This is a genomic window from Geodermatophilus sp. DSM 44513 (assembly GCF_032460525.1).
In the GTDB taxonomy this organism is placed as follows: Bacteria; Actinomycetota; Actinomycetes; order Mycobacteriales; family Geodermatophilaceae; genus Geodermatophilus.
On sequence record NZ_CP135963.1, the window covers coordinates 3,203,772 to 3,222,438 of the forward strand.

General features: G+C 71.0%; 12 protein-coding genes and 3 rRNA genes. 6 read left to right on the forward strand and 9 right to left on the reverse strand.

The genetic code is table 11. The features are described 5' to 3' along the window. Nucleotides 1-28: 28 nt before the first annotated feature. The gene (locus RTG05_RS15535; protein ID WP_166525867.1) at nucleotides 29-2,545 is read right to left on the reverse strand and encodes a DNA translocase FtsK; all 2,517 of its coding nucleotides are present in this window, start codon (nucleotides 2,543-2,545) and stop codon (nucleotides 29-31) included. 74 nt (nucleotides 2,546-2,619) lie between these two features. Here RTG05_RS15535 and RTG05_RS15540 point away from each other — a divergent pair, with 74 nt between their 5' ends. The 3 genes from RTG05_RS15540 (at nucleotide 2,620) to RTG05_RS15550 (ending at nucleotide 5,851) form a co-directional block, all read left to right on the forward strand. Next, nucleotides 2,620-4,587, forward strand: coding sequence for an alpha/beta hydrolase family protein (locus RTG05_RS15540; RefSeq protein ID WP_166525868.1), 1,968 nt, complete (start codon nucleotides 2,620-2,622; stop codon nucleotides 4,585-4,587). 65 nt (nucleotides 4,588-4,652) lie between these two features. Continuing rightward, on the forward strand, nucleotides 4,653-5,189 hold the full coding sequence (locus RTG05_RS15545) for a sigma-70 family RNA polymerase sigma factor (protein WP_166525869.1): 537 nt from the start codon (nucleotides 4,653-4,655) through the stop codon (nucleotides 5,187-5,189). Beyond that, nucleotides 5,186-5,851, forward strand: coding sequence for an anti-sigma factor family protein (locus RTG05_RS15550; RefSeq protein ID WP_166525870.1), 666 nt, complete (start codon nucleotides 5,186-5,188; stop codon nucleotides 5,849-5,851). The genes RTG05_RS15545 and RTG05_RS15550 overlap by 4 nt, the downstream gene beginning before the upstream one ends. A 183-nt stretch (nucleotides 5,852-6,034) precedes the next feature. On the opposite strand, the gene RTG05_RS15555 is transcribed toward RTG05_RS15550, so the two are convergent. The 4 genes from RTG05_RS15555 to RTG05_RS15570 are packed head-to-tail and all read right to left on the reverse strand — an operon-like array spanning nucleotide 6,035 to nucleotide 10,017. Then, nucleotides 6,035-7,735, reverse strand: coding sequence for a ribonuclease J (locus RTG05_RS15555; protein ID WP_315911940.1), 1,701 nt, complete (start codon nucleotides 7,733-7,735; stop codon nucleotides 6,035-6,037). 10 nt (nucleotides 7,736-7,745) lie between these two features. Next, nucleotides 7,746-8,642 (reverse strand): 4-hydroxy-tetrahydrodipicolinate synthase, encoded by an 897-nt coding sequence (gene dapA / locus RTG05_RS15560; RefSeq protein ID WP_166525871.1) that lies wholly within the window; start codon nucleotides 8,640-8,642, stop codon nucleotides 7,746-7,748. Continuing rightward, nucleotides 8,639-9,193 carry a dihydrofolate reductase gene (locus tag RTG05_RS15565; RefSeq protein WP_166525872.1) on the reverse strand — a complete coding sequence of 185 codons (555 nt, stop codon included), beginning with the start codon at nucleotides 9,191-9,193 and terminating at the stop codon, nucleotides 8,639-8,641. Before RTG05_RS15565 ends, dapA begins: the two co-directional genes overlap by 4 nt. An 8-nt stretch (nucleotides 9,194-9,201) precedes the next feature. Beyond that, nucleotides 9,202-10,017 (reverse strand): thymidylate synthase, encoded by an 816-nt coding sequence (locus tag RTG05_RS15570; protein ID WP_166525873.1) that lies wholly within the window; start codon nucleotides 10,015-10,017, stop codon nucleotides 9,202-9,204. Between the two features lie 71 nt (nucleotides 10,018-10,088). Between RTG05_RS15570 and RTG05_RS15575 the strand changes: the two genes are divergently transcribed. Further along, nucleotides 10,089-10,499, forward strand: a complete 411-nt coding sequence (locus tag RTG05_RS15575; RefSeq protein WP_208104606.1) for a DUF1232 domain-containing protein — start codon at nucleotides 10,089-10,091, stop codon at nucleotides 10,497-10,499. Here the strand turns inward: RTG05_RS15575 and RTG05_RS15580 are convergent. Continuing rightward, nucleotides 10,494-11,711, reverse strand: coding sequence for a winged helix-turn-helix domain-containing protein (locus tag RTG05_RS15580; RefSeq protein WP_166525874.1), 1,218 nt, complete (start codon nucleotides 11,709-11,711; stop codon nucleotides 10,494-10,496). The genes RTG05_RS15575 and RTG05_RS15580 overlap by 6 nt on opposite strands. Nucleotides 11,712-11,778: 67 nt before the next feature. On the opposite strand from RTG05_RS15580, the gene RTG05_RS15585 reads away from it, so the two are divergent. Together RTG05_RS15585 and RTG05_RS15590 are read left to right on the forward strand one after the other, a co-directional pair. Continuing rightward, on the forward strand, nucleotides 11,779-12,366 hold the full coding sequence (locus RTG05_RS15585) for a GNAT family N-acetyltransferase (protein ID WP_315911941.1): 588 nt from the start codon (nucleotides 11,779-11,781) through the stop codon (nucleotides 12,364-12,366). Next, nucleotides 12,363-13,031 carry a DUF2461 domain-containing protein gene (locus RTG05_RS15590; RefSeq protein ID WP_166525876.1) on the forward strand — a complete coding sequence of 223 codons (669 nt, stop codon included), beginning with the start codon at nucleotides 12,363-12,365 and terminating at the stop codon, nucleotides 13,029-13,031. The genes RTG05_RS15585 and RTG05_RS15590 overlap by 4 nt, the downstream gene beginning before the upstream one ends. Before the next feature lie 87 nt (nucleotides 13,032-13,118). On the opposite strand, the gene rrf is transcribed toward RTG05_RS15590, so the two are convergent. The 3 genes from rrf to RTG05_RS15605 all read right to left on the reverse strand — a co-directional run bounded on the left by rrf (nucleotide 13,119) and on the right by RTG05_RS15605 (nucleotide 18,487). Further along, nucleotides 13,119-13,235, reverse strand: a 5S ribosomal RNA gene (gene rrf, locus RTG05_RS15595). 116 nt (nucleotides 13,236-13,351) lie between these two features. Then, nucleotides 13,352-16,498 (reverse strand): 23S ribosomal RNA (locus tag RTG05_RS15600). Nucleotides 16,499-16,964: 466 nt separating this feature from the next. Further along, nucleotides 16,965-18,487 (reverse strand): 16S ribosomal RNA (locus RTG05_RS15605). The 16S, 23S and 5S rRNA genes sit together here, the layout of an rRNA operon. Nucleotides 18,488-18,667: the final 180 nt, after the last annotated feature.

Below are 18,667 nucleotides of genomic sequence, written 5' to 3' on the forward strand. Positions count from 1 at the left end.
CGAGCGGGCGAGGGTGGGAGGAGGCCGGTCAGCCCTCGGTGCCGCGCAGGGTGAACAGCACCGACTCCAGCTCGTCGGGCTTGACCAGCACGTCGCGGGCCTTGGAGCCCTCCGACGGGCCGACCACGCCGCGGGTCTCCATGAGGTCCATCAGCCGGCCGGCCTTGGCGAAGCCGACCCGCAGCTTGCGCTGCAGCATCGACGTCGAGCCGAACTGGCTGGTGACCACGAGCTCCACGGCCTGGACCAGCAGCTCGAGGTCGCCGCCGATGTCCTCGTCGATCTCCTTCTGCTCGCCGGCGGCGGCGCTGAAGACCTCCTCGCGGTACTCCGGCTCGGCCTGCCGCTTGGTGAAGTCGACGACCGCCTCGATCTCGGCGTCGGAGACGTAGGCGCCCTGCACACGCATCGGCTTGCCCGCGCCGATGGGCAGGAACAGGGCGTCGCCCATGCCGATGAGCTTCTCCGCGCCGGGCTGGTCGAGGATGACCCGGCTGTCGGTGAGGCTGGAGGTGGAGAACGCCAGCCGGGAGGGCACGTTGGCCTTGATCAGGCCGGTGACGACGTCGACCGAGGGCCGCTGGGTGGCCAGCACCAGGTGGATGCCGGCGGCGCGGGCCTTCTGGGTGATCCGGACGATGGACTCCTCGACGTCGCGGGGGGCGACCATCATCAGGTCGGCCAGCTCGTCGACGATCGCCAGGATGTAGGGGTAGGGGGGGTACACCCGCTCGCTGCCGGGTGGCGCCACGATCTCGCCGCGCTCGACCTTGCGGTTGAAGTCGTCGATGTGCCGGACGCCGGTGGAGCGCATGTCCTGGTAGCGCTGCTCCATCTCCTCGACCAGCCAGGCCAGCGCGGTGGCGGCCTTCTTCGGGTCGGTGATGATCGGCGTGATCAGGTGCGGGATGCCGTCGTAGGGCGTGAGCTCGACCATCTTGGGGTCGATGAGGATCATCCGCAGCTGCTCCGGGGTGGCCCGCAGCAGCAGCGAGGTCAGCAGCGAGTTGACGCAGCTGGACTTGCCGGCGCCGGTGGCGCCGGCGACCAGCAGGTGCGGCATCTTGGCCAGGTTCGCGCAGACGAAGCCGCCCTCGATGTCCTTGCCCAGCCCGACCAGCATGGGGTGCGGGTCCTGCTTGGCGACCTGGGAGCGCAGCACGTCGCCCAGGCTGACCATCTCGCGGTCGGTGTTGGGCACCTCGACGCCGACGGCGGACTTGCCCGGGATGGGCGCCAGGATTCGGATGTTGTCGTTGGCCACCGCGTAGGCCATGTTCTTGGTCAGCGCGGTGATCTTCTCCACCTTCACCGCCGGACCGAGCTCGATCTCGTAGCGGGTGACCGTCGGACCGCGGGTGAAGCTGGTGACCGCGGCGTCGACGTTGAACTGCTCGAGCACGCCGGTGATCGCCGACGTCGCGGCCTCGGTGGCCGCGGAGTTCTTCTTCGGCGGGTCGCCCGGGCGCAGCACGCCGACCGAGGGCAGCGTGTACTGGCCCTCGACCGGCTCGATGCGCAGCTGCTCGGGCTCGGTGACCGGCTCCAGCTCCTCCGCGGGCGCCGTCCGGTCCACCACCGCCGGGCGGCGGGTGGGCACCGGCGGGGGCGGCGGCTCGGACAGCACCGCCACGGGTGCCTCGTCGAGGGCCCCGTGGTCGATGGCCGGCACGGCCGCCACCGGCCCGGTGTCCATCAGGTCGTCCAACGACGACCGCCGGCGCGGCATCCGCGGCGCGGGCGCGGGCTCCTCGTCGTCGGTCCAGTCCTCGTCGTCGTAGCCGTCCTCGTCGTCGCGCCGCTGGCCCAGCAGCAGGTCACCGATCCCGCGCAGCCGCTCGGGGACCTGGTGCACCGGCGTCGCGGTGATCACCAGCACCCCGAAGAAGGCCAGCAGGACCAGCAGGACGACGGCGACCACCACGCCCACGCCGGCGACCAGCGGCGTCGCGGCGGCCCAGCCGACCAGTCCCCCGGCGCCCGGCTCACCCGCGGCCGGGTCGGCGTCTCGGCCGACGACCTGGGCAATGCCCAGCACGGACACGACCGCGCACAGCCAGCCGATGGCCAGCCGCCCGCGGGCCTCCGGGCGCGGACCGCGGCGCAGCAGCCGCAGCGCGGCCAGGAACAGCACGACCGGCAGGACGACGACCATCGAACCGACGACCCAGCGGACCCCGTCGGCGAAGGCGGTGCCGACCGGGCCGATGCCGTCGCTCCAGGCGGCCGCGCCGAGCACCACGGCCAGACCGAGCACCGCCAGCCCGACGCCGTCGCGGCGGTGTTCGGGGGCCAGCGGCTCGGCCTGCTCCGGGCGGGCCACCGAGCGGGCCAGCCCACCGGCACCCCGGGCCAGCAGCGACCAGCCGCCGCTGACCACGCCCCACAGGCCCGGCCCGGACGCCGACCGGCGGGCGGGCTTGCGCCCGGCGGCGGTGGGCCGCTTGGCGGGCGGGCGCTTCCGGGCCGCGGTCGACCCGGAGCCCGAGCGTCCGCGCGCGGACGAGCGGCCCGAGGGGCGGGTCGTCGTCGTGCGAGCAGGCATGTGCCGACGGTAGACGCCCGGCCCGCACGGCGACGGCAGGCGCGCAGCCCGTGTCCGGCACCTACGGTCGGGCCGTGCCCGAACACGACTCCCTCCCGTACGGCAGCTGGCCGACCCCCGTCACCTCCGAGCTCGTCGTCCGCGCCGCCGCACGCCTGGCCGAGGTCTGCGTCGACGGGGAGGACGTCTGGTGGTCCGAGTCCCGCCCCGCCGAGGCGGGGCGCTCGGCGATCGTGCGCCGGAGCGCCGACGGCACGACCGCCGACGTCCTGCCACCGCCCTGGAACGCCCGGACGCGCGTCCACGAGTACGGCGGTGGGTCCTGGACGGTGGCCGACGGCGTCCTGTGGTTCACGGACTTCGCCGACCAGCGGCTCTACCGGCTCGCCCCCGGCGACGGCGGCCCGGTCGCGGTCACGCCGGAGCCCGCGGTGCCCGCCGGCGTCCGGCACGCGGACTTCTCCCCGCTGCCCGACGGGGCCGTCCTGGCGGTGCGCGAGACGCACACGGCGAGCGGCGCGGCGGCCGAGGTGGTCAACGAGGTCGTCCGCGTCGAGCCGGACGGGTCGACGACCGTGCTGGTCAGCGGCCCGGACTTCGTGTCCGACCCGCGGATGGCACCGGACGGCGTCACGCTCTGCTGGCTGCAGTGGGACCACCCGCACATGCCGTGGGACGCCGCGCAGCTCGTCGTCCGGGCCGCCGACGGGAGCGAGCAGGTGGTCGCGGGCGGGCCCGGCGAGTCGGTGGTGCGGCCGGTGTGGGGCGAGGACCTGGCGCTGTGGTGGCTGGACGACCGCACCGACGTCTGGTCGCTGTACCGCCGCCGGCCGCACGGCGGGGCGGAGCTCGTGCTCGACGTCGGCAGCGACATCGCCGGACCGCAGTGGGTCTTCGGGCAGAGCCGGTACGCGCTGCTGGCCGACGGCCGGGTCGCCCTCGCCTACGGCCGGGAGGGCGCCGACCGGCTGGCCGTGCTCGAGCCCGGCGGCGACCTGCGCGAGCTGGACCTGCCCCACGCGGCCTACGCCCAGGTCCGGGCGCAGGGCACGTCGGTGGTCTGCGTGGCCGGCGGGCCGGACGCCGAGCCGGTGGTGCTGCGGGTCGGGGTCGACGGCGGGGTCGACGGCGGCGGGAGCGAGGTACTCCGGCCGGCCCGCGACCTGGGGCTGGACCCGGCCTGGTTCTCCCGGCCGGAGCACGTGACCTTCCCCACCCCGGACGCCGGCACCGGCGTCTCCGAGGCGCACGCGCTGGTCTACCCGCCGACCAACCCGCAGGCGACCGCGCCGGAGGGCGACCTGCCGCCGCTGCTCGTGGTCGTCCACGGCGGGCCGACGTCGGCAGCGCGTGCGGTCCTCGAGCTGGGCGTCCAGTACTGGACCTCCCGCGGCTTCTGCGTCGCCGACGTCGACTACCGCGGGTCCACCGGCTACGGGCGCCGGCACCGCGACGCGCTCCAGGGCCGGTGGGGCCAGGTCGACCTCGACGACGTCATCGCCTGCGCGCGCCACCTCGCCGACGCCGGCCGCGTCGACCCGGCGCGGATGGCGATCCGGGGCGGCTCGGCCGGCGGCTACACCACGCTGGCCGCGCTGAGCATGCGCCCGGGCACCTTCACGGCGGGCGCCAGCCACTTCGGCGTCGCGGACCTCGGCGCCCTGGCCGAGGAGACGCACAAGTTCGAGTCCCGCTACCTCGACGGCCTGGTCGCCCCCTGGCCGGAGGGCCGGGCGGTCTACGACGAGCGGTCACCGATCAACCACGTCGACGCCCTCGACACCCCGCTGGCGGTCTTCCAGGGCGACGAGGACCGCGTCGTGCCGCCCGAGCAGGCGGAGGTGGTCGTCGCGGCGCTGGGCGCCCGGGGCGTGCCGCACGCGTACCTGCTGTTCCCCGGCGAGCAGCACGGGTTCCGCAGGGCCGAGAACATCCGCGCCGCCCTGGACGGCGAGCTGTCCTTCTACGCCCAGGTGTGGGGGTTCGCCCTGCCGGCGGAGGAGGGCATCGCACCGATCGAGGTGGTGCGCCCCGCCGGGTGAGTGGTGAACACGACCGCCGGCACGGCCGTACCCCCAGTGACGGGGTGTGGGACGGGAGGAGCCGGATGGCGCGTCACCTGAGGCCGCTGGGCGGGGCGGAGCTCGACGTCCGTGCCGCCTACGCCGCGCACGGCCCGGAGCTGTACCGGTTCGCGCTGCGCCAGCTCGGCGACGGTGGCGCCGCGCAGGACGTCGTCCAGGAGGTGTTCCTGCGGGCGTGGCGCTCGGCGGGCGCCTACGACCCGCAGCTGGCCAGCCTGCGCACCTGGCTGTTCGCGATCGCCCGGAACGTCGTGGTCGACGAGGCGCGTCGCTTCGCCGTCCGGCCGTGGCAGCGCACCCTGACGGAGGTCACCGACGACGACACCCCCGCCGTGGGGGGGATCGACGAGGCAGTCGTGGACGCCTGGGTGGTGGAGGAGGCGCTGCGCCGGATCGGGGAGGAGCACCGGACGGCGATCGTGCAGACCCACCTGCGCGGCCGGCCGCACGCCGAGGTGGCCGCCGAGTTCGGGATACCGGTCGGGACGCTGCGCAGCCGGGTGTTCTACGGCCTCAAGGCACTGCGGCTGGCGATGGAGGAGATGGGGGTGGAACCGTGACCGATCAGGGAGAGCACCGCAGGGTGCGCGAGCAGCTGGGCTGGTACGCCCTCGGGCACGGGACGCCGGAGGAGCGGGCCGGCGTCCGCGCGCACCTGGACGGGTGCGCCGCCTGCCGCGCGGAGTTGGCCGAGCTGGCCCCGCTGCCGGCCTGGCTGGCGCGGGTGGACCCCGACCGGCTCGACGAGCAGCAGCCGGCGCCGCCGGCCGGGCTCGGCGACGCGGTGCTGGCCCGGATCGCCGCGGAGAGCGCCGCGGTCCGGAACCGGCCGTCCCGGCGGGTGCTGGCCGCGGCGGCCGCCGTGGGCGTCGCGGCGGCCGGCTTCGGCGTCGGGTGGCTGGTGCGGCCGGTGCCGCCGCAGCCGCCGCTGGAGCCGGTCGCGGTCGAGGTCGCCACGACCGACATCCAGGCGACCGCGAACGTCATCCCGCACACCTGGGGCGTGGAGGTGCGGCTGGTCGGCGAGGGCTTCACGGCCGGCGCGGTCTACGAGGTCGTGGTGACCGACGAGGACGGCACGGCGGTCCCGGCGGGGCAGTTCCTCGGCATCGGCCCGGGCGAGCTGAGCTGCAACCTCAACTCCTCGGTGCTGCGCGAGGACGCCACCGGCTTCGAGGTGCTCGCCGCCGACGGCACGGTGGTGGCCAGCTCACAGCTGTGACGCGAGGACTCTGCGGTCCTCCGGACCGCACCGCGGCCAGGTGCCCAGGAGGACCTCGGTGCCCCCCACGCCTCGCGAGCTCGACCCGGGCCCCTGCACCGAGGCCGATCGCCGCGCGGAGCTGTTGCGTCGCGCCTGCGCGGACCCCTCCGGGGCCCACTCGGCACGACAGGGGAACGAGGCCTACACCTCCAGGACGGTGGGGATGATCATCGGCCGGCGGCGGTGGGTGTCGGACACCCACTTGCCCATCGTCCGGCGGATCACCTGGGACAGCCGGTGCGCGTCGGTCGTCCCGTCGGCCAGCGTGCGGCGCAGCGCCTCCTCGACCAGCTGCAGCGCCGGGTCGAAGACGGCCGGGTCGTCGGCGAACCCGCGCGCGGACAGGTGTACCGGCCGCACGATGGTGCGGGTCGAGGGCTCGATGACCACGGTCAGCGCGACGAACCCCTCGTCACCGAGGATCCGCCGCTCCTGCAGCGACTCCTCCCCCACGTCGCCGACGTTGAGCCCGTCGACGTAGACGTCGCCGACCGGGACCGAGCCGACGATCGTCGCCTTGCCGTCGACCAGGTCGACCACGACGCCGTTCTCGGCGAGCAGCACGCGGTCGGCGGGCATGCCGGTCTCCTCGGCCAGCGCGGCGTGCGCGCGCAGGTGCCGCCACTCGCCGTGCACGGGCATGAGGTGGCGCGGCTTGGCCACGTTGAGCAGGGTGCGCAGCTCGCCGGCCGGGGCGTGCCCGGAGACGTGCACCTTCGCGGTCTCCTTGTGCACCACGGTGGCACCGAGCCGGGCCAGCCCGTTGATCACCTTGTAGACCGCCGTCTCGTTGCCGGGCACCAGCGAGGAGGCCAGCACGATGGTGTCGCCGGCCTCGATGGTCACCTGGTGGTGCTCCCCGCGGGCCATCCGCCCCAGCGCGGACAGCGGCTCGCCCTGGGAGCCGGTGCTGACCAGCACCACCTGCTCCGGCGGCATGCTGGTGGCCTCGTCCAGGCTGACCATGAGGCCGGGGGCCACCCGCAGCAGCCCGAGGTCGCGGGCCACCCCCATGTTGCGCACCATCGAGCGGCCGACGAAGGCGACCTTGCGGCCGTGGGTGTCCGCGGCGTCGAGCACCTGCTGGATGCGGTGCACGTGGCTGGCGAAGCTGGAGACGATCAGCCGCTGGGTGGCCCGCCGGAACACGTCCTCCAGGACCGGGCCGATGGACCGCTCCGGGGTCACGAAGCCGGGGATCTCCGCGTTCGTGGAGTCGGCGAGCAGCAGGTCGATGCCCTCCAGGCCCAGCCGGGCGAAGGCGCCCAGGTCGGTGAGGACGCCGTCCAGCGGCAGCTGGTCCATCTTGAAGTCACCGGTGTGCACCAGGACCCCCGCCGGCGTGTGCACGGCGACGGCCAGCGCGTCGGGGATCGAGTGGTTGACCGAGATGAACTCGCAGTGGAAGGGGCCGGCGACGTGGTCGTCGCCCGCCGCGACCTCGACCAGCACCGGGTCCAGCCGGTGCTCGCGCAGCTTGGCCTTGACCAGCGCGAGGGTGAACCGAGAGCCGACCAGCGGGAGGTCCCGGCGCATCCGCAGCAGGTAGGGGATCGCGCCGATGTGGTCCTCGTGCCCGTGGGTGAGGACGACGGCCACGACGTCGTCGAGCCGGTGCTCGATGACCCCGAAGTCCGGCAGGATCAGGTCGACGCCGGGCTGCTCGGCCTCGGGGAACAGCACGCCGCAGTCGATGACCAGCAGCTTGCCGTCGAACTCCAGCACGGCCATGTTGCGGCCGATCTCGCCGAGGCCGCCGAGTGCCATCACCCGCAGGCCGCCGGCCGGCAGGGCGGGCGGGACCTGCAGGTCCAGGTGCGGCTGGGTGGTCGCGGTGGTCACGGGGTGGTGCTCACAGGGGGATGCCTCCGTCGGCGAGGTCGACGCGCAGCTGCGCGATCTGGTCGGGGGTGGCGTCGACCAGGGGCGGGCGCACGGGCCCGGCCGGCAGGCCGAGCTCGCGCAGCGCCGCCTTGGTCAGGATGACGCCCTGGGTGCGGAAGACGCCGGCGTAGACCGGCAGGAGGCCGTCGTTGACCGTCCGGGCCTTGACCAGGTCACCGGACTCCACGGCGGCGATCAGCTCGGCCAGCCGCGGCCCGGTGAGGTGCCCGACGACGCTGACGACGCCGACGGCACCGACCGCCAGCAGCGGCAGGTTGAGCACGTCCTCGCCGCTGTAGTAGGCCAGGTCGGTGCGGGCCAGCGTCTGCATGACCGCGCCGAGGTCGCCCTTGGCGTCCTTGACCGCGACGATCCGCGGGTGCTCGGCCAGCCGGGCCAGGGTGTCCACCTCGATGGGCACCACCGAGCGCGGCGGGATGTCGTAGAGCATCACCGGCAGGTCGGTGGCGTCGGCGACGGCGGTGAAGTGCCGCAGCAGGCCGGCCTGCGGGGGCCGGTTGTAGTACGGGGTCACGACCAGCAGGCCGTGCGCGCCCAGCCGCTCGGCGCGGCGGGCGTTCTCGATGCTGTGCGCGGTGTCGTTGGTGCCCACGCCGGCCACCACGGTGGCCCGGTCGCCCACGGCGTCGAGCACGGCCTCGAGGACGGCGGACTGCTCGCCGTCGCTGAGGGTGGGCGCCTCCCCCGTCGTGCCGAGGACGACCAGCCCGTCGTGCGCCTGCCGGTCGACCAGGTGGGCGGCCAGCTCCTGGGCCCCGGCCAGGTCGATCGAGCCGTCCTCGGCGAAGGGCGTCACCATCGCCGTGAGCACACGCCCGAAGGGCCGGGCGGGGTCACTGGTCATGCCGAGAATCTACCGACCCGCCCGGGGGGCACGTCGGCGTCGCCCGTCGCGCGCCGGTGGTCGGACACCGCGTACCGCAGCCCGGTGGCCGAGACCGACCAGCCCGACCCGGGGGCGCGCGCCACCCGCACCCAGTCGGCCCCCAGCGCGGGTGCCCAGGTGTCGCCGTCGGCGTCGGTGTCGACGTCGGTGACGACCACCCGGGAGGCGTGCGGGAGGAAGGCGGCGTACACCCGCCCGCCGCCGATGACCCACACGTCACCGCCGTCGCGCCGGGTCAGCACCTCGTCGGCCAGCACCTCGTCGACGGAGCCGGCGCGCTCCGCCCCGTCGGCGGCCCAGGCCGGGTCGGTGCTGAGCACGACGTTGCGCCGGCCGGGCAGCGGGCGGGACCGCGCGGGCAGCGACTCCCAGGTGCGCCGGCCCATGACCACGGTGCTGCCGGTGGTGAGCTCCCGGAACGAGCGGAGGTCCTCGGGCAGGTGCCAGGGCAGCCGCCCGCCGGCGCCGATCACCCCGCCGCGGGCCTGGGCCCAGACCAGTCCGAGCACCCGGTCGCTCAGACCGCCACCGCGGCGCGGATGGCCGGGTGGTGCCGGTAGTCGCGCAGGGTGAGGTGCTCGTAGGTGTAGTCGAACAGCGACGGGGCGGGGGCGAGGTTCAGCGTCGGGAACGGCAGCGCCTCGCGGGAGAGCTGCTCGCGGACCTGCTCGACGTGGTTGCTGTAGACGTGGCAGTCGCCGCCGACCCAGACCAGGTCACCGGGGGCCAGGCCGGCCTGGTCGGCGACCATGCGGGTGAGCAGCGCGTAGCTGGCGATGTTGAACGGCACGCCGAGGAACATGTCGGCGCTGCGCTGGTAGAGCTGGCAGGACAGCCGCCCGCCGGCGACGGAGAACTGGAACAGCGCGTGGCAGGGCGCCAGGGCCATCTCCGGGAGCGCCGCGACGTTCCACGCCGAGACGACCATGCGCCGGGAGTCCGGGTCGGTGCGCAGCGTCTCCAGGACGCCGGCCAGCTGGTCGACGTGCCCGCCGTCGGGCGTGGGCCACGACCGCCACTGGACGCCGTACACCGGCCCCAGCTCCCCCTCCGGGGAGGCCCACTCGTCCCAGATGCTGACCCCGTTGTCCTGCAGCCAGCGCACGTTGCCGTCGCCGCGGAGGAACCACAGCAGCTCGAGGGCGACCGACCGGAAGTGCACGCGCTTCGTCGTCACCAGCGGGAACCGCTCGGACAGGTCGTAGCGCAGCCGCTCGCCGAACAGGCTCACCGTGCCGGTGCCCGTCCGGTCGGACTTCGGGGTGCCCTGCTCCAGCACCCGGCGCAGCAGGTCCTCGTACTGCGTGTCGACCTGTTCTCCGTCGCTGCCCACCGGATCCGTTCCCCCTCGCCGTTCGACTGCCGGCCCCAGGGTAGGGGGCGCCGCCGACCAGACTGGCGTCCGTGGGGTGGGTGCAGCCGGCGCTGTCCGTGGGGGCCGGGCTGGTGCTGCTGTGGGCCGCGCTGCTCGTGGCGCTGTGGTGGGCCCGGCCGGCGGACCTGACCGTGCGGCAGGCGCTGCGGCTGCTGCCGGACCTGGTCCGGCTGGTGCGCCGGCTGGCCGTCGACCCCGCCCTGCCGCGCGGGGTGCGGGTGCGGTTGTGGCTGCTGCTGGGCTACCTGCTGCTCCCGGTCGACCTGGTGCCCGACGTCGTCCCGGTGCTCGGGTACGCCGACGACGTGGTGGTCGTGGCCCTGGCGCTGCGCGCTGTGGTGCGCGCGGCGGGGGACGCGGCGCTGGTCCGCTCCTGGCCGGGGAGCCCGGCGGCGCTGGCCGTGGTCCGCCGGCTGGCCGGCCTCCCGGCCGGGTCATGAGCGGCCGACGGCGGCGGCGAGGTCGGCGGCCAGGTCGCCGCGCCCGGCCACGACGACCGCGTCGAGCAGCATCCAGTCGGCCATGAGCGCCAGCTCCGCGGCGAGCGCGTCGGCCACCTCGGCGCGGTCCACGCCGTCCTCGGCGAACGCGGACTGCACGCGCAGGACGCCGGCCTGCCGGTCGGCCTTGAGGTCCACCCGGGCGACCAGCCGGTCACCGAGCAGGAAGGGCAGCACGTAGTAGCCGTGCACCCGGCGGGCGGCCGGCGTGTAGATCTCCAGCCGGTACCGGAAGCCGAACAGCCGCTCCACCCGCGGCCGCTCCCACACCAGGGAGTCGAAGGGGCTCAGCAGCGCCCGGGCGCCCGCCCGGCGGGGACGGCGCGCCGCCGGGTCCAGCCACGCGGGCGCGCCCCAGCCGGCCACCTCCACGGGCAGCAGCTCGCCGGCGTCGGCCAGCTCGGCGATCGCCGCCCGCGCGGCGGCCGGGCGCAGCCGGAAGTAGTCGCGCAGGTCCCGCTCGGTGGCCACGCCGAGCGCGCGGGCGGCGGTGCGCACCAGCTCGCGGACGGCGTCGGCCGGCTCGGGGGTGGGGGCCTGCAGGACGGCGGCCGGCAGCACCCGCTCGGTGAGGTCGTAGACCCGCTCGAAGCCGGCCGTGCGGCCGCGGGTGGTGACCACGCCGGTGTAGAACAGCCACTCCAGCGCCACCTTGCCGGCGTGCCAGTTCCACATGCTCCCGGGGCGGTCCGGGCGGGGCTCGGCCAGGTCGCTGGCCTTGAGCGGCCCGGTCGCCCGCACCCGGTCGAGCACCTCGCTGACGTAGCCGGGCCGGTCCCGCTGGATGCCGACCATGGAGCCCCAGGCGTGTTCCTCGGCGGCGGCCATCCGCCAGCGCAGGTGCGGGTGCAGCCGGACGGGCAGCAGCGAGGCCTCGTGCGCCCAGTACTCGAACAGCTCCCGGCGGCGGCCGGCCAGGTCGTCGAGCGCCTCCCGCGGATAGGGTCCGAGCCGGCTGAACGCGGGCAGGTAGTGGGCGCGGGACAGCACGTTGACCGAGTCGATCTGCAGCACCGCGAGGCGGGCGGCCAGCCGGCGCAGTGCCCGGGTGTCGACGGCGCCCGCCGGCCGGGGGTCGGCGAGGCCCTGCGCGGCCAGGGCGATGCGCCGGGCCAGGGCGGCCGGCAGCCGGTCGACGACGGGTGCTCCCACGGCGCCGATCCTGCCGGTGACCCCTGACGTCCTCGGCAGGTCCCCGCCCGGGCCTACGCTGCCTGGCGTGCAGCCGTCCTCGCCGTTCCCCCGCCGGTCGGGGACCGCGGAGGTCTCGGTGCGCCCGGCCCGGCCCGGTGACGCCGAGGCGATCGCCCGCGTGCAGCTGGTCACCTGGCGGACGGCCTACCGCAGCGTGCTGCCGGCCGAGGTCCTCGACGCCTGGGACGCGGCCGCGGCGGCGGACACCTGGCGGGCCGCGGTCACCAGCCCGCCGACCCCGGGACACGGCGTCCTGGTGGCCGTGGAGCAGGACGCGGTGGTCGGCTTCGCCGCGCACGGCCCGGCGGAGCTGGGCCCCGGGGAGGCGTCCTCCCCGGCCGGCCCGAGCAGCGAGGTGGCCGCACTGCTGGTCGAGCCCCGGTGGGGCCGCCGGGGGCACGGCAGCCGGTTGCTGGCCGCCGTCACCGACCTCGCCCGGGCCGACGGGACGGCGCGGCTGCAGGTGTGGCTGCCCGAGCAGGACGTCGTCTCGGCCGGCTTCTTCGAGTCGGCCGGCTGGGGGCCGGACGGGTGGGTGCGCACGCTGGACACCGGTGGGGCGCCCCTGCGCGAGGTCCGCTGGCACACGCTGCTGGAGGAGGGCCGGACGTGACGGGCTTCCAGGGGTTCCCCGACGAGGGGCTGGTCTTCTACGAGGGGCTGGAGGCCGACAACAGCAAGACCTTCTGGACCCGCCACAAGGCCGTCTACGACGGCTGCGTGCGGGCGCCGGTGCAGGCGCTGGTCGACGAGCTGGCCGGCGAGTTCGGCACCGCCAAGCTCTTCCGGCCGTACCGCGACGTCCGCTTCAGTCACGACAAGACGCCGTACAAGACCCACCAGGGGGCGGTGGTCGCCCCCGAGGGCCGCGGCCCGGGAGCGCTCTACGTCCAGTTGTCCGCCGAGGGACTGCTGGTGGGCGGTGGGTGCTGGCGGCTGGAGTCCGACCAGGTGGCCCGGTACCGGCGGGCCGTGGCCGACGACGTCCAGGGCCCCCGGCTGCGCTCCGAGGTCGACCGGCTCACCGGCGCGGGGTGGGAGATCGGCGGGGACCGCCTGGTGCGCGTGCCCTCCGGCTTCGACGTCGCGGACGACCGCGTCGACCTGCTGCGGCACAGGTCGCTGCACGCGGCCCGGCGGTGGGAGCCGACGGAGTGGCTGCACGACCGAGGTGCGCTGGAGGAGGTCCGGACCGCCTGGCGGGACCTCGCCGCCCTCAACACCTGGTTCGCCGACAACGTGGGCGCCACGACCGCCGAGCCGCGCGCCCGCCGCTGATCGGGCGGCACAGCGCTGCCGGAGGCCGTTCCCCGGGAACGCACGTAGGGCCCTCACCGGGTGGTGAGGGCCCTACGTGAACGGTTTGTCCGGCGGCGTCCTACTCTCCCACCCCGTCTCCGGGGCAGTACCATCGGCGCTGAGAGGCTTAGCTTCCGGGTTCGGAATGGGTCCGGGCGTTTCCCTCTCGCCATGGCCGCCGTAACACGGTGAACGGTGGAACCAGCCAATCTGGTTCGTGCGTTCAGAACCGCACAGTGGACGCGAAACACCTGCAAGTGACTCGACCGTGTCCCCGCACCCCCGCCAGGGGGGTGTGTGTGGTCAAGCCCTCGGCCTGTTAGTACCGGTCAGCTCCACACCTCACGGTGCTCCCACTTCCGGCCTATCAACCCGCTGGTCTGAGCGGGGGCCTTACCCCATTGACTGGGTGAGAGACCTCATCTCGAAGCGAGCTTCCCGCTTAGATGCTTTCAGCGGTTATCCCTGCCGAACGTAGCCAACCAGCCGTGCACCTGGCGGTACAACTGGCACACCAGAGGTTCGTCCGTCCCGGTCCTCTCGTACTAGGGACAGCTCTTCTCAAGTCTCTTACGCGCGCGGCGGATAGGGACCGAACTGTCTCACGACGTTCTAAACCCAGCTCGCGTACCGCTTTAATGGGCGAACAGCCCAACCCTTGGGACCTACTCCAGCCCCAGGATGCGACGAGCCGACATCGAGGTGCCAAACCATCCCGTCGATATGGACTCTTGGGGAAGATCAGCCTGTTATCCCCGGGGTACCTTTTATCCGTTGAGCGACACCGCTTCCACCTGCCGGTGCCGGGTCACTAGTCCCAGCTTTCGCTCCTGCTCGACCCGTCGGTCTCACAGTCAAGCCCCCTTGTGCACTTGCACTCGACACCTGATTGCCAACCAGGCTGAGGGGACCTTTGGGCGCCTCCGTTACCCTTTGGGAGGCAACCGCCCCAGTTAAACTACCCACCTGACACTGTTCCTGATCCGGATCACGGACCCAGGTTAGACATCCAATTCGACCAGAGTGGTATTTCAACGGCGACTCCACCGACACTGGCGTGCCGGCTTCCCAGTCTCCCACCTATCCTACACAAACCGAACCGAACACCAATATCAAGCTGTAGTGAAGGTCCCGGGGTCTTTCCGTCCTGCCGCGCGTAACGAGCATCTTTACTCGTAGTGCAATTTCGCCGAGCCTGTGGTTGAGACAGCTGAGAAGTCGTTACGCCATTCGTGCAGGTCGGAACTTACCCGACAAGGAATTTCGCTACCTTAGGATGGTTATAGTTACCACCGCCGTTTACTGGCGCTTGAGTTCTGAGCTTCGCACACTTACGTGCACTGACCCGTCCCCTTAACGTTCCAGCACCGGGCAGGCGTCAGTCCGTATACATCGTCTTACGACTTCGCACGGACCTGTGTTTTTAGTAAACAGTCGCTTCTCACTGGTCTCTGCGGCCGCCCACCGCTGCCCACCGCTTGGGTGTTCACAGCAGACGGCCCCCCTTCTCCCGAAGTTACGGGGGCATTTTGCCGAGTTCCTTAACCACAGTTCGCTCGATCGCCTCGGTATTCTCTACCTGACCACCTGAGTTGGTTTGGGGTACGGGCCGCTCGGAACTCGCTAGAGGCTTTTCTCGGCAGCATAGGATCATCGAATTCACCGCAATCGGCTATGCGTCAGGCCTCACCCTGCATGAGGGGCGGATTTGCCTACCCCCCGGGCCACACCCTTGCACCGGTACCACCACTCACCGGCTACGACTACCTTCCTGCGTCACCCCATCGCTTACCTACTACCACTCCGGGCCTCACGCTCCCCACCGGCGCTCCAAAGAACACCAGCAGTTCGGGTGGTTAGCATCGGTGGCCTCAGCATGGGCGTTCCTTCGCGGGTACGGGAATATCAACCCGTTGTCCATCGACTACGCCTGTCGGCCTCGCCTTAGGTCCCGACTCACCCTGGGCGGATTAGCCTGGCCCAGGAACCCTTGGTCTTCCGGCGGGGGAGGTTCTCACTCCCCTCTCGCTACTCATGCCTGCATTCTCACTCGCGTGGCGTCCACGGCTGGATCACTCCGCCGCTTCCCCCGCCACACGACGCTCCCCTACCCACCCCACCACCTGGCCGCCACCCCGCAGGGCAACGACAGGCTGACGGTGGAGTGCCACGGCTTCGGCGGTGTGCTTGAGCCCCGCTACATTGTCGGCGCGGAACCACTTGACCAGTGAGCTATTACGCACTCTTTCAAGGGTGGCTGCTTCTAAGCCAACCTCCTGGTTGTCTCTGCGATCCCACATCCTTTTCCACTTAGCACACGCTTAGGGGCCTTAGCCGATGATCTGGGCTGTTTCCCTCTCGACTACGAACCTTATCGCCCGCAGTCTCACTGCCACGCTCTCACTTACCGGCATTCGGAGTTTGGTTGACGTCAGTAACCTTGTGGGGCCCATCGGCCATCCAGTGCTCTACCTCCGGTAAGAAACACGCGACGCTGCACCTAAATGCATTTCGGGGAGAACCAGCTATCACCGAGTTTGATTGGCCTTTCACCCCTACCCACAGCTCATCCCCCAGGTTTTCAACCCTGGTGGGTTCGGTCCTCCACGCGGTCTTACCCGCGCTTCAACCTGGCCATGGGTAGATCACTCGGCTTCGGGTCTAGGACACGCGACTATTCGTCCATACGGACACGCCCTGTTCGGACTCGCTTTCGCTACGGCTACCCCCCACGGGTTAACCTCGCCACGCACCACTAACTCGCAGGCTCATTCTTCAAAAGGCACGCAATCACCGCCGCACCGAAGTGCGATTCACGGCTCTCACGGCTTGTAGGCACACGGTTTCAGGTACTGTTTCACTCCCCTCCCGGGGTACTTTTCACCTTTCCCTCACGGTACTCGTCCGCTATCGGTCACCAGGGAGTATTCAGGCTTAGCGGGTGGTCCCGCCAGATTCACACCGAATTCCACGGGCTCGGTGCTACTCGGGAACACGTCACAAGGAGGACCAGTGCTTTCGCCTACGGGGCTCTCACCCTCTCCGGCGACCCCTTCCAGAGGCCTTCGGCTAACACGCAGTCTTTCTCACTCCTCCACGTACCGGCAGATACGCACGGACGGTCCCACGACCCCGCTCCCACAACCCCTGCCGGGTATCACATGGAAACGGTTTAGCCTCATCCGCTTTCGCTCGCCACTACTCACGGAATCACGGTTGTTTTCTCTTCCTGTGGGTACTGAGATGTTTCACTTCCCCACGTTCCCTCCACACGCCCTATACATTCAGGCGCAGGTCACACCACATGACTGGTGCGGGGTTCCCCCATTCGGACATCCTCGGATCAACGCTCGGTTGGCAGCTCCCCGAGGCTTATCGCAGCCTCCTACGTCCTTCATCGGCTCCTGGTGCCCAGGCATCCACCGTGTGCCCTCAACAACTTGGCCACACACAAACACCGCACACCGCGCCCGGAAGGACACCAGTGTGCGGGCCTACAAGAACTCTGCAATCAGAGTCAAAAGATGCTCGCGTCCACTGTGCAGTTCTCAACGTACGACCAGACACCGGCCACCCGACCCCACCAGACCCGCCCACCCCCCAAGGGGCACGCGGCGGTATGAGATGCAGACCGGCCCTGCGCAGACGAAACGGTCACCCGCTCCCTCAGGACCCAACAGCGTGCCTACGAACCGACCACCCACCCCACCCCGTTCCCCACGCCGCACCCCCCGAGGAGGACACGACGCCGTACTAGGAGCAGCACCGAGCTGCCGGCCGAACTGGTCAGCGTTCCACCCTCGAGCACCACCCCAGGAACACCCCACCCCCCACAGGCGGGGGGCCGTCGCGTCCTGGGCGCGGCTCTGCACCCACCCACCCATCCGGGCGAGCAGGCGAGATGCTCCTTAGAAAGGAGGTGATCCAGCCGCACCTTCCGGTACGGCTACCTTGTTACGACTTCGTCCCAATCGCCGATCCCGCCTTCGACGGCTCCCTCCACGAGGGTTGGGCCACCGGCTTCGGGCGTTACCGACTTTCGTGACGTGACGGGCGGTGTGTACAAGGCCCGGGAACGTATTCACCGCAGCGTTGCTGATCTGCGATTACTAGCGACTCCAACTTCATGGGGTCGAGTTGCAGACCCCAATCCGAACTGAGACCGGCTTTTTGGGATTCGCTCCACCTCACGGTATCGCAGCCCTTTGTACCGGCCATTGTAGCATGTTTGCAGCCCTAGACATAAGGGGCATGATGATTTGACGTCATCCCCACCTTCCTCCGAGTTGACCCCGGCAGTCTCCCATGAGTCCCCGGCATTATCCGCTGGCAACATGGAACGAGGGTTGCGCTCGTTGCGGGACTTAACCCAACATCTCACGACACGAGCTGACGACAACCATGCACCACCTGTGCACGGCCCTTACGGACCCCGCATCTCTGCGAGATTTCCGTGCATGTCAAGCCTAGGTAAGGTTCTTCGCGTTGCATCGAATTAAGCAACATGCTCCGCCGCTTGTGCGGGCCCCCGTCAATTCCTTTGAGTTTTAGCCTTGCGGCCGTACTCCCCAGGCGGGGCGCTTAATGCGTTAGCTGCGGCACGGAGACCGTGGAATGGCCCCCACACCTAGCGCCCAACGTTTACGGCGTGGACTACCAGGGTATCTAATCCTGTTCGCTCCCCACGCTTTCGCTCCTCAGCGTCAGTTGTTGCCCAGAAACCCGCCTTCGCCACCGGTGTTCCTCCTGATATCTGCGCATTTCACCGCTACACCAGGAATTCCAGTCTCCCCTGCAACACTCGAGTCTGCCCGTATCGACTGCAGGCCCGGAGTTGAGCTCCGGGTTTTCACAGCCGACGCGACAGACCGCCTACGAGCTCTTTACGCCCAATAATTCCGGACAACGCTTGCACCCTACGTATTACCGCGGCTGCTGGCACGTAGTTGGCCGGTGCTTCTTCTCCCACTACCGTCACCTTGCGGCTTCGTCATGGATGAAAGAGGTTTACAACCCGAAGGCCGTCATCCCCCACGCGGCGTCGCTGCGTCAGGCTTCCGCCCATTGCGCAATATTCCCCACTGCTGCCTCCCGTAGGAGTCTGGGCCGTGTCTCAGTCCCAGTGTGGCCGGTCACCCTCTCAGGCCGGCTACCCGTCGTCGCCTTGGTAGGCCACTACCCCACCAACAAGCTGATAGGCCGCGGGCCCATCCCCAGCCGGACGAATCCTTTCCACCACCAGACCATGCGGCCAGCGGTCACATCCGGTATTAGCCCCAATTTCTTGGAGTTATCCCAGAGCCAGGGGCAGGTTACCCACGTGTTACTCACCCGTTCGCCACTGATCACCCAACGAAGCAGGATCACCGTTCGACTTGCATGTGTTAAGCACGCCGCCAGCGTTCGTCCTGAGCCAGGATCAAACTCTCCGTAGATGTTCGAACCCCGGCCGAGAACCGAGAACTGGACGCTCTCGATCAATCAACCAAAGGAACCCACAAAGGGGTTAGTTACTTGGCACTGACTTTCGGCACGCTGTTGAGTTCTCAAAGAGCGGACGCACAGCGACTCGACCCTCTCGGGTGTCGTCTCTGGCGGCTTGTCCCACTGTACGC